The sequence below is a fragment of the Inquilinus sp. genome (genome assembly GCF_057815775.1).
This window is the reverse complement of sequence record NZ_JBYRFX010000575.1, coordinates 1-11,361: the sequence shown is the minus strand read 5'-3', so window position 1 is coordinate 11,361 and position 11,361 is coordinate 1. Positions and strand designations below refer to the sequence as shown.

The 11,361-nt window shown below is 68.3% G+C and carries 10 protein-coding genes; 7 read left to right on the top strand and 3 right to left on the bottom strand.

All coding sequences use genetic code 11. The features are described from left to right. From AC3XYG_RS20010 to AC3XYG_RS20000, 3 genes are all read left to right on the top strand, one after another. Window positions 1–722, top strand: a 722-nt coding sequence (locus AC3XYG_RS20010) for a catalase (protein WP_489141622.1), incomplete at its 5' end; no start/stop codon positions are given. A gap of 72 nt (window positions 723–794) precedes the next feature. Beyond that, complete coding sequence (locus AC3XYG_RS20005; protein WP_489141621.1) at window positions 795–1,361, top strand: ankyrin repeat domain-containing protein; 567 nt, start codon at window positions 795–797, stop codon at window positions 1,359–1,361. A gap of 136 nt (window positions 1,362–1,497) precedes the next feature. After that, on the top strand, window positions 1,498–2,352 hold the full coding sequence (locus tag AC3XYG_RS20000; RefSeq protein WP_489141620.1) for a hypothetical protein: 855 nt from the start codon (window positions 1,498–1,500) through the stop codon (window positions 2,350–2,352). A gap of 22 nt (window positions 2,353–2,374) precedes the next feature. Here the strand turns inward: AC3XYG_RS20000 and AC3XYG_RS19995 are convergent, their stop codons facing one another. Beyond that, window positions 2,375–5,563, bottom strand: a complete 3,189-nt coding sequence (locus AC3XYG_RS19995; protein WP_489141619.1) for an efflux RND transporter permease subunit — start codon at window positions 5,561–5,563, stop codon at window positions 2,375–2,377. Window positions 5,564–5,574: 11 nt separating this feature from the next. After that, window positions 5,575–6,765 carry an efflux RND transporter periplasmic adaptor subunit gene (locus tag AC3XYG_RS19990; RefSeq protein WP_489141618.1) on the bottom strand — a complete coding sequence of 397 codons (1,191 nt, stop codon included), beginning with the start codon at window positions 6,763–6,765 and terminating at the stop codon, window positions 5,575–5,577. A 280-nt stretch (window positions 6,766–7,045) separates the two neighbouring features. On the opposite strand from AC3XYG_RS19990, the gene AC3XYG_RS19985 reads away from it, so the two are divergent. Then, window positions 7,046–8,365 carry a replication-associated recombination protein A gene (locus AC3XYG_RS19985; protein WP_489141617.1) on the top strand — a complete coding sequence of 440 codons (1,320 nt, stop codon included), beginning with the start codon at window positions 7,046–7,048 and terminating at the stop codon, window positions 8,363–8,365. A gap of 285 nt (window positions 8,366–8,650) precedes the next feature. Beyond that, complete coding sequence (locus AC3XYG_RS19980; RefSeq protein WP_489141616.1) at window positions 8,651–9,574, top strand: aspartyl/asparaginyl beta-hydroxylase domain-containing protein; 924 nt, start codon at window positions 8,651–8,653, stop codon at window positions 9,572–9,574. Window positions 9,575–9,581: 7 nt separating this feature from the next. On the opposite strand, the gene AC3XYG_RS19975 is transcribed toward AC3XYG_RS19980, so the two are convergent. Beyond that, entirely contained in the window at window positions 9,582–10,154 is a 573-nt protein-coding gene (locus AC3XYG_RS19975; protein WP_489141615.1) for an NUDIX hydrolase, read from the bottom strand. A gap of 99 nt (window positions 10,155–10,253) precedes the next feature. Here AC3XYG_RS19975 and AC3XYG_RS19970 point away from each other — a divergent pair, with 99 nt between their 5' ends. Together AC3XYG_RS19970 and AC3XYG_RS19965 are read left to right on the top strand one after the other, a co-directional pair. Then, window positions 10,254–11,120 (top strand): hypothetical protein, encoded by an 867-nt coding sequence (locus AC3XYG_RS19970; protein ID WP_489141614.1) that lies wholly within the window; start codon window positions 10,254–10,256, stop codon window positions 11,118–11,120. After that, window positions 11,117–11,361, top strand: a 245-nt coding sequence (locus tag AC3XYG_RS19965) for a hypothetical protein (protein WP_489141613.1), incomplete at its 3' end; no start/stop codon positions are given. The genes AC3XYG_RS19970 and AC3XYG_RS19965, both read left to right, overlap by 4 nt.

The window sequence follows — 11,361 nt, the reverse complement described above, 5'->3', positions numbered from 1 at the left end:
CGATCTCGGCCGGCAATTTCCCGAAATGGGATCTCTACGTCCAGCTGCTGACCTGGGACGACATCCAGAAGCTGGATTTCGACGGCTTCGACGACACCAAGGAATGGCCCGGGGTGCCCGAGGTCAAGATCGGCACCATGACCCTGAACAAAGTGCCGGACAACTGGTTCGAATACACCGAGGAGTCGGCCTTCGCGCCCAGCAACATGGTGCCGGGGATCGAGCCGTCGCCCGACCGGATGCTGCAGGGCCGGCTGTTCGCCTATGCCGACACGCAGCGCTATCGCCTCGGCACGAATTTCGAGGAGCTGCCGGCCAACCGTCCCCTGGTCCAGGTCGCCAACAACAACCAGGACGGCGCGATGCAATCCGCCCCGCGAACGGGCGATGTGAATTACGACCCGACCAACGCCGCCGGTAATCCCGCCGAACAGCCGGACTACCGCTACAGCCAGTACAAGGTCGAGGGCCTGACCCAGACCCGGCCGATCGACAAGCAGGACAACTTCCGCCAGGCCGGCGACTACTACCGCAAGCTCAGCAAGGCCGACCAGGACGACCTGATCAAGAACCTGGCGGCCGACCTCGTCCAGATGAAGAACGAGCCGGCCAAGGACCTGTTCATCAGCCACTTCTACCGGGCCGACAAGGATTACGGCACGCGGCTGGCGGCTGCCGCCAAGGCCGATATCGCGACCGTGGCCAAGCTGGCGGCGAACTGACGGCAGCATCGACAGCGGCCGCGGGCTGACGTGCCGGCGGCCGCTTCTTCCCCTTTCGAAGGATATCGCAAGATGATGCGATCGATGTCAGCCCTGGCCGGCTTCGCCCTGTGCCTCGGCCTGGCGGTGCCGGCGATGGCCGGGACGGCCCCGGACCTCACGCCCGAGCATGTGAAGGAACTCTATTTCGACGCCGCACGCGACGGGCGGGTCGATCTGCTGCAGGGCCTGATCAAGGACGGCATGCCGGTCGATACGCGGGATGACCGTGGCTACACCTCCCTGATCCTGGCCGCCTATGACGGCCAGCGCGACGCGGTCGATGCCCTGCTCAAGGCGGGGGCCGATGCCTGCGCCACCGACCCCAAGGGCAACACCGCCCTGATGGGTGTTGCGTTCAAGGGCGAGACGGCGGTGGGCGAACGCCTGCTGGCCGAGCCCTGCGGCGTCGACACCGCCAACAAGGCAGGCCAGACCGCGCTGATGATGGCCGCCCTGTTCGGCCGGGTGGAGATGGTGAAGCTGCTGCTGGCGCATGGCGCCGACCCGGCGCTGAAGGATGCCTCCGGCAACTCCGCCATCGGACTGGCCACGCAGCAGGACAATGCCGAGATGGCCGCCCTGTTGAAGGGTCACTGAACCCGGCGGGCGGCCTCGGCCGCCCTCTGACGATGCGCGGAAGCGGGCCGGCGTGACGCCGGCCGGGCGACAGACCGGTTGCCCCGTCCCGCCATGGCTGGAATGATCCGCCCCTGATTCGGCAAGGGGTGACGGAATGGCGGCGGCAATTTCCATCGGCGATCTGCTGCGGCGCGCCATCGGCTGGAGCCTGGGGCATCCCGGCGCGCTGGCACGGGTGTCGGCGCCGCCGATCGCGTTCGCCCTGATCTTCCGCTTCGCCATCGATTGGCTCTGGGGCGATGAGGTCGCGGCGATGATGACGAGCCAGACTCCGTCGGGCGCCGCGTTGCTGGCGATGTCGTTGTCCGGCCTGGTGCTGCTGCTGGTCGTCGCGCTGATCGCGGTGTCCTGGCACCGCTACGTGCTGCGGGGCGAGATCGTGCCGTTTCCGGCCGATGCCGCGACGCTGCGCTTTGCGCTGTACCAGGTCTGGCTCGGCCTGCTCGGGCTGATCGTGGTGATGGCCGGGCTGTTCGTGCTGTCGATCCTCTTCGGCATCCTGGGCGGGCCGGCCCTGATGCAGTCGATCGCCAGCGGCGGCCTGCAGACGGCCGGGCTGTCGACAGCGCTGAGCCTGACGGCGGTCATCACCGCCCTGATGACGGTGCCCTTCGCCTTCTACGGGCTGATCTTCCCGGCCACCGCGATCGGTGATGCCGGGCTGGTCGCGGCCGAAAGCCGCCGGCTGCTGCGCGGCCACCGGATGGCGGTGCTGGCGGCGCTGATCGCGACCTCGGTGCTGTTTCTGGCCATCGCCACCGGCGTCGGCATGCTGCTCGACGCGATCCTGCCGGACCCGGATGGCGGTTTCGGGCTGGCCGACATCGTGGCCACCGCGGTGTCGCTGGCCCTCACTGCCCTGGAAGTCAGCGTCTTCGCCGGCGTGCTGTCGGAACTCTATCGGGCGCTGCGGCTGCCTGAACTGGCGCGGGGCACCGCCCCGGAGTGACCCCTCCGGGGCGGCGTCCCTATCAGGCGGTCGGGCTGCTCTCCGGCTTCGGCGCCGGGGCGGCCGGCTTGCGCCGGGACAGCGCGGAGCCGAGCCAGCGGCAGACCACGTAGAACATCGGCGTGAACAGCAGGCCGAACACGGTCACGCCGATCATGCCCGAGAACACCGCCGTGCCCAGCGACCGGCGCATCTCGTAGCCGGCGCCCGTCGCGATCACCAGCGGCACCACGCCGAAGATGAAGGCGAAGGACGTCATCAGGATCGGCCGCAGCCGGGTGCGCGCGGCATCGACCGCAGCCTGCTGCCGGGTGTCGCCCGCGGCCTCCGCCTGGCGGGCGAACTCCACGATCAGGATCGCGTTCTTCGCCGCCAGGCCGATCAGCACGACGAAGCCGATCTGGGCCAGGATGTTCACCTCGTACCCGCGGATCAGCAGGCCGGTGACGGCGGCCAGCAGGCACATCGGCACGATCAGGATGACCGACAGCGGCAGGGTCCAGCTTTCATACTGCGCTGCCAGCAGCAGGAAGACGAACACCACCGAGGCGACGAACACCAGCATGCCGGTGTTGCCGGCCAGCTTCTGCTGCAGGGCGATTTCGGTCCACTCGTAGCCGAAGCCGGGCGGCAGGGTGTCGACGGCGACCTTTTCCATCGCCGCCAGGGCGAAGCCGGTGGAATAGCCCGGCAGCGTGCTGCCCTGGACCTCGGCGGCGGGATACAGGTTGTAGCGCGGCACGCGATAGGCGCCGGTCTCGTTGCGGAAGCTGGCCACGGCGCTCAGCGGCACCATCCCGCCGCTGTCGCTGCGGGTCTTGTAGTTGCCGATGTCGCGCAGGTTCACCCGGAACTTGCCGTCGGCCTGGGCGGTGACCTGGAAGGTGCGGCCGAGATAGTTGAAGTCGTTGACGTAGGACGAGCCGAGATAGATCTCCAGCGCCTCGAACACGCGGGCGGCCGGTACGCCCAGCATCTCGGCCTTCACCCGGTCGATGTCGGCATACAGCTTGGGCGTCCGGGTGTTGAACAGCGAGAACACGCCGGCCAGCCCCGGGACCTGGTTGGCGGCGGCCACCACCTCCTGCGTTGCGGCGTCGAGCGCGGGCAGGCCGCGGCCCAGCTTGTCCTGGATCATCATCTTGAAGCCGCCGCCGGTGCCGATGCCACGGACGGGCGGGGGCTGGATGGTGATGATGAAGGCGTCCTGGATGCTGGCCAGGCGTTTGCCGAGGTCGGCCTGGATCTCGTCGGCCGTCTGCCCCTTGGGGTCGCGGTCGGCGAAGGGCAGGAACGGCGAGAAGACGGCGCCGGCGTTGGAAGCGTTGGTGAAGGTGGCGCCGTCGAAGCCGGCGAAGGCCACGGCGTGGGCGACGCCCGGCGTGTCCGTGACGATCTTGGCCACCTGCTTGACCACGGCGTCGGTGCGCGCCAGGGACGACCCGGGCGGCAGCTGGATGACGGTGATCAGGTAGCCCTGGTCCTGCTGCGGGATGAAGCCGCTCGGGGCACGGCCGAACTGGACGCCGGTCAGGGCGATCAGCCCGACATAGACCACCAGCATCACCACCGCGAAGCGGATGAACTGCCGGGTCAGGCCGCCATAGCCGAGCGACAGCTTGTCGAAGAACCAGTTGAAACCGTTGAAGAAGGCGGTGATCGGCCGGAACAGGATGAAGGTCTTGCGCTGGCTGTGATGCTCTTCATGCGGCTTCAGCAGCAGGGCGCACAGGGCCGGGCTCAGGGTCAGCGACACGAAGGCCGAGATCACCGTCGCCGCGGCGATGGTGACCGCGAACTGGCGGAAGAACTGGCCGGTGATGCCGGAGATCAGCGCCGCCGGGATGAACACGGCGCACAGCACCAGGGCGATGGCGATCAGGGCGCCGCCGACCTCGTCCATCGTCAGATGTGCCGCTTCCTTCGGCGACTTGCCCTCGCGCAGATGGCGCTCGACGTTCTCGACCACGACGATGGCGTCGTCGACCACGATGCCGATGGCCAGCACCAGGCCGAACAGCGACAGGTTGTTCAGGGAATAGCCCAGGCCGGCCATCAGCATGAAGGTGCCGACCAGCGAGATCGGGATCGCCACCACCGGGATGATCGCGGCGCGCCAGGTCTGCAGGAACACGATCACGACGATGACCACCAGGCCCACCGCCTCCCAGATCGTCTTCTCCACCTCCTCCACCGATTCCGCGATGAAGGTGGTCGGATTGTAGACGATGTCGTAATGCACGCCCGGCGGGAAGACCTTGGACAGGTCCGCCATCGTCGCCAGCATGGAGTTCGCGGTGTCCAGCGCGTTCGTCCCGGGCTGCTGGAAGATCAGCAGCGGGATCGCCGGCTGTTGGTCGAGATAGCCGTTGGTGGTGTAGTCCTGGGCGGCCAGCTCGACCCGGGCGATGTCGCGCACTCGGGTGACGCGGCCGTCGCTGTCGGTCTTGATCACGATGTTGCCGAACTGGCGCGTATCGGTCAGCCGGCCCAGCGTCTCGACGTTCAGCTGGTAGGCGCCCGGGTTCGGCGTCGGTGGCTGGTTCAGCACGCCGGAGGCGACCTGGACGTTCTGCGCCCGTAACGCTGCGACCACATCGCCGGCGGTCAGGTTGCGCGACTGCACCTTGTCGGGGTCGAGCCAGATCCGCATCGAGTAGTCGCGGGCGCCGATGACGCGCACGTCGCCGACGCCGTGCAGGCGGGCCAGCACGTCGCGCACCTGCAGGGTGGCGTAGTTCGAGAGGTAGAGCGGGTCGCGCGAGCCGTCCGGCGAGGTGAGATGGATCACCATCAGCAGGTCAGGCGAGGATTTGTTGGTGGTGACGCCGAGCGACCGCACCTCTTCCGGCAGCCGGGGCTCGGCCACGGCGACGCGGTTCTGCACCAGCACCTGGGCGATGTCGAGATCGGTGCCGAGCGAAAAGGTCACGGTGATCGCCAGCTGGCCGTCGCCGGTGGCCTGCGAGGACATGTACAGCATGTTCTCGACGCCGTTGATCTCCTGCTCGATCGGCGTCGCCACGGTGTCGGCGACGACGTCGGCCGAGGCGCCGGGATACTGGGCGCGGACGACGACGGTCGGCGGCGCGATCTCAGGATACTGCGCGACCGGCAGGGTGAAATAGGCGGCCGCGCCGAGCAGCACGATCAGGATCGACAGCACCGTCGCGAAGATCGGGCGGTCGATGCAGAAATGGGAGAATTTCATACTCCCGGCCCTCAGTTCGCGTCGTATTCGGGCACGGCGGCGATGGTGCCGGGCTGCGGCGTCACCTTGGCGCCGGGGCGGGCGCGGACCAGGCCGTTGATGATGACCTTGTCCTGCGCGGTCAGGCCGTCGCGCACGATGCGCAGGCCGCCCGGATAGGTCGGGCCGGGCCGGATGATCTTCGGCACGACCGTGTTGTCGTCCTTCACCGTCATCACCACGCGGTTCGACTGGTCGGTCAGGATCGCGCTTTCCGGCACCAGGATCGCGTCATAGGGGTTCGACCCGGGCAGGCGCAGCCGGCCGAACTGGCCGGGGGTGATGAACAGGTCCTTGTTGTCCAGGATGGCGCGGGCGCGGATGGTGCCCGACCCGGGGTTGAGCTGGTTGTCGACGAAGTTCATCACGCCGCCATGCGGCCAATCCTGCTCGTCCGGCAGCCGGGTCTGGATCAGGGTGGCGTTGTCACGGGTCGAGGGCAGCTTGCCGGCGGCAACAGCGCGTTGATAGGCGAGGTAGTCGGCCTCGCTCATGTCGAACTCGAAATAGATCGGGTCGAGCGCCACGATGGTGGTCAGCAGGGTCGAGCTCGGGTCGCCGGTGACCAGGTTGCCGATGTCGACCCGGCGGTTCGAGACCCGGCCGGCCATCGGTGCCTTGACCTGGGTGAAGTCGAGGTTCAGCTGGGCCGACTGCAGCGCCGCCGTGGTCTGCGCCACCTGGGCCTCGGACGCCCGCCGCTCCTGCACCGCCTGGTCGTAGGCCGAGCGCGAGACGTTGGACTGGGCGACCAGCGACTGGGCGCGGTCGAGCTGGACCTTGGCGAGGTCGAGCCGGGCCTGGGCGCTGGTCAGGTCGGCCTGGGCCGAATCCACGATCGCCTGGTAGGGGCGGGGGTCGATCACGAACAGCAGGTCGCCCTGCTTGACCATGGCGCCGTCGGTGAAATTGATCGACTGGAGGTAGCCGGAGACGCGGGCCCGCACCTCGACCGAGGCCGTCGCTTCGTAGCGGCCGGTGAATTCATCCCATTCGGTGATCTTCTGGACCAGCGGCGTCGCCACCGTGACCGGTGGCGGGGGCGGTGCGGCCTGGCTCTGGCTGCCCGATTCGTTGCAGGCGGCGAGGAATGCCGCCAGTCCCAGTGCCGTCAGGGTGCCAAACACCCGTCCTGGCCGCATGTGCAGGCGCCCGGTCATCATCGTCTCATGCTCCGAAGAGGTCCCCAGGGAAAGGGTATCGGGGTATAATGTGTTGTCAATCGTTCGCTTTTTGCGCCGCAACAGTTCGCGGGCGAAGTGATCATGGTCACAGCGGGGCAAAGCGATGGCCTTATTGCGGCACGTCCCTCCGGCCGGCCGCAACTCGCCATTGCACCGGTGCGGCCGCTGGCCGACGATGCACGCCCCTCCGGCCCGCTTCCGGCCGGGGTCTCCCCACCTTGTGCTGGCCTAATCCGGCCGCACACCCCAGATCTGAGACATGGCCCGTTCCCCACGCTCCGATAATACGCCCTCGCTCTTTGCCGACCAAGCGCCGCGGCCGCTGGCCGACCGGCTGCGGCCGCGCAGCATCGACGAGGTGGTCGGCCAGGACCATCTGCTGAAGCCGGAGGGCCCGATCGGCCGGATGGTGGCGGCGCATCGCATCGCCAGCATGATCCTGTGGGGGCCGCCCGGCTGCGGCAAGACCACCCTGGCCCGGCTGCTGGCCGAACACACCGACCTGCATTTCGAACCACTGTCGGCGATCTTCTCCGGCGTCGCCGATCTCAGGAAGATCTTCGAGGCGGCACGCGGCCGCCGGGCGGCCGGGCAGGGCACGCTGCTGTTCGTCGACGAGGTGCACCGCTTCAACCGCAGCCAGCAGGACGCGTTCCTGCCGGTGGTCGAGGACGGCACCGTCACCCTGATCGGCGCCACCACCGAGAACCCGTCCTTCGAGCTGAACGCCGCGCTGCTGTCGCGCAGCCAGGTCTTCGTCCTCAACCGCCTCGACTTCGCTGCGCTGGAGGAGTTGCTGGAACGGGCCGAGGCGACCGAGGGCCGGCCATTGCCGCTGATGCCGGAGGCGCGCGACGCGGTCAAGGCGATGGCCGATGGCGACGGGCGCTACCTCCTGAACCTGGCGGAGGAGCTGTTCGCGCTGAAGGCCGCCGCGCCGCTGGATGCGGCCGGGCTGGCCCAGACGGTGCAGCGCCGGGCGCCGGTCTATGACAAGGCGCAGGAGAGCCACTACAACCTGATCTCGGCGCTGCACAAATCCCTGCGCGGCTCCGATGTCGACGCGGCCCTGTACTGGTTCGCGCGGATGCTGGCGGGGGGCGAGGACCCGCTCTATGTCGTGCGCCGGCTGGTGCGCTTCGCGGTCGAGGATATCGGCATGGCCGACCCGAACGCGCTGACCCAGTCGCTGGCGGCCTGGGACGCCTATGAGCGGCTGGGCAGCCCGGAGGGCGAGCTGGCCATCGCCCAGGCTGTGATCTTCCTGGGCACCGCGCCGAAGTCGAACGCGGCCTACACCGCCTATAAGGCGAGCACCCGCGCGGCCAAGGAGACCGGCAGCCTGATGCCGCCGATGCACATCCTGAACGCCCCGACCAAGCTGATGAAGGAGATCGGCTACGGCAAGGGCTATGCCTATGACCACGACACGGACGAAGGCTTCTCCGGCCAGAACTACTTCCCGCCCGACATGGACCGGCAGGAATTCTACCGCCCGGTCGAACGCGGCTTCGAACGCGAGATCCGGAAGCGGCTGGATTACTGGTCCAAGCTGCGGGGGCAGCGGGAAGAGGAATAGGCGCGCTGCATAGCGGTCATCCCGGAGCGTCCGCGGAGCGGACGTCTCGGGGAGATGATCACTGCGTGGTCACTCCGGAGTGACCGCATAGCGGTCATCTCCCCCTGACGGTCGAAAACCTGCGGCCCCGGGGCCACTTGCCCGGAAACGTACAGTCCGCCTGCGGCGCCCTGGTCCTATCGGTGCGGTCGCAGGAGTGTTATACAGCGTGCGAATTGGTCGCAAACCCGGCCCGCGCTCCGAGCGTTCCGGTTTGGCGTGGTTCCGGTTGGAGGTATGGCCCAGATGCTGGCCACTGTGTTCGCGCCGAAGTTCCTGATCGTCTACGCCTACATCGCCTCAGCGCTGTGGGTGCACTTCCGTGGCCAGGTGCGGCACCGCTTCACCCGGCAGCTGACCGATCACTCGACCTTCTTCGCGCCGATCAACTGCTTCATGTACCTGTTCTCGCGGGTGCCGAGCAAACCGTACCATGACCCGCGCAGCTTTCCGGAGCTGCAGGCGCTGAAGGACAACTGGCACGTCTTCCGCGACGAGGCGCTGCGGCTGCAGGAAGACGGCGACATCAAGGGCTCGGACAAGCTCGACGATGTCGGCTTCAACTCCTTCTTCCGGCGCGGCTGGAAGCGCTATTACCTGAAGTGGTACGGCGACCCGCTGCCCTCGGCCGAGCTGCAATGCCCGCGCTCCGTGGCGCTGGTGAAGACCATCCCGACCCTGAAGGCGGTGATGTTCACCTCGCTGCCGCCGGGCGGCAAGCTGGTGGCCCATCGCGACCCCTATGCCGGCTCGCTGCGCTATCATCTCGGCCTGATCACGCCGAATGACGATCGCTGCCGCATCATCGTCGACGGCAAATCCTACAGCTGGCGCGATGGCGAGGACGTGGTCTTCGACGAGACCTACATCCACTACGCCGAGAACTTCTCGGACGAAAACCGGGTGATCCTGTTCTGCGACGTCGAACGGCCGATGCGGTTCGGCTGGGCGCTGGCGGTGAACCGCTTCTTCGCCAAATACCTGATCCAAGCCGGCGCCACCCGCAACGCTGATGGCGACAAGGTCTCCGGCCTGAACAAGGCCTTCGCCTACATCTACCCGATCCGGACCTTCTTCAAGAAGATCAAGAAGAAGAACCGCAAGCTGTACTACGCGATCAAATACGTCTTCTTCGGCGGGCTGCTGGCCGCTTTCCTGGCCCTGGCCTGATCGGCGTTTACAGAAGATCGATCCGGCCCGCCGCCTGCAGGCCGAGCACCAGCGATGCGATGTGGATCGAATGGACGATGCTGCCGTCCATCGCCTGTCGCAGCGCCTCGCGGAAGGGTAGAAGCTCGACGGCGATGACCTCGGATTCGTCCGCTGCCGGCGGACGGATCGGGGTGACGCCTTCGGCAAGGACGACATAGGCCCGGTTGGCGTGGTTCGCCGGGTTGGGCGACAGCGTGCCGACCAGTTGCATCCGCGCGGCGCCGCCGTAGCCGGTCTCTTCCAGCAGCTCCCGGGCCGCCGTGGCCACGGGGTCGCGGTCAGCCGGATCCATCATGCCGGCGGGCAGTTCGAGCGAGACCCGGCCCAGCCCGTGCCGATACTGCCGGGCCAGCACCAGGTTGTCATCGCGGTCCAGCGCGACGACCTGGACCCAGTCGGGATACTCCAGGACATAGTAGGGCGCGATCGAGGCCCCGGCGCTGGTCACGCAATCATCCGCGCGGACCGAGATCCAGCGGTCGCGATGGATATGGCGCGATCCAGTGACGGTCCAGGGTTGAAGGGGAGGCTTGGTCATTCTTCGGCCACGCTGGTCCGGTCATCATCGGGATTGCAGATACAGCGCAGGACGGGGCGGGATGCAAGCCCCTCCGGCCAGCCCGGCGGGAGACGACGTGTGAGCGGGTTCGAACGGTTCGTTGCGATCGACTGGTCGGGCGCCCGCGGGCTCTATGACGGCATCGCCGTCGCCGAATGCCGGGTGGGAGTGGCCGGGCCGGCGCTGCTGCCGCCACCGTCCGGACGATGCTGGACCCGCGGCGCCGTCACCGAATGGATCGCGGCCCAGGCCGGTGGTGCCGGCCGGATGCTCATCGGCATCGACTGCGCCTTCTCGCTGCCCTTTGCCACCGCAGCCGCCTATCTGCCGCCCGGCGGCGATGCCCGCGCGCTGTGGGCGCTGGTCGATCGGGTCACGGCCGAAGCAGCGGATTTCCACGGTGCCGATTTCGCCCGCCATGCCGACTACACCCCGGATTTCTGGCTTCGTGGCCCGCGCCCGGCGGGCTGGGTCGAGCCGCATCGCGCCACCGAGATGGCCTGCCGCCGCGACGGGCTGGGCGCGCCGGACAGTCCGTTCAAGCAGTTCGGGCCGAAGACGGTGGGGCCGGGCGCCCTGGCCGGGATGCGGGTGCTGCACCATCTCCGCGCCCGCCTCGACGGGCAGCTCGCGGTCTGGCCGTTCGAACCCTTGGGCGGCCACCCCGTGGTGATGCTCGAGATCTTTCCGCGCCTGTTCTGGCGCCGGGCCGGCCGCACCGCCAGCGCCAAGGTGCGCGACCGTGGCGATCTGGATGCGGCGCTGGCGCGGCTCGGCAGCGGCCCTGCGGTCGCGGCGGATCCGCTGACCGACCATGCCACCGATGCGCTGATCGCCGCCGCCGGAATGCGGGGGATGGCTACCGATCCCACCGCCTGGTCGCCACCCGGTCTCGACGCCGCGACGGCCCGGACCGAGGGCTGGATCTTCGGGGTGCGGGGATGAAGGCGCTGCGCCTGTTGCTGGCCACCGTCGCCGCGCTGCTATCGACCCTGTTTGGTCTTGCCGTGCTGTATGTCGCGACCGCCCTGGCCCTGGCCCTGGTTCCGGCCGATGGCCGACCGCAGGTTGCGGCTGCTGCGGAGGCGCCGGCCTATGTCTGTGCCAGCCTGGCCCACACCGACATCGTCCTGCCGGCGCGGGATGGGCAGACGGACTGGCCCGCGGTGTTCCCCGATGCGGCGCC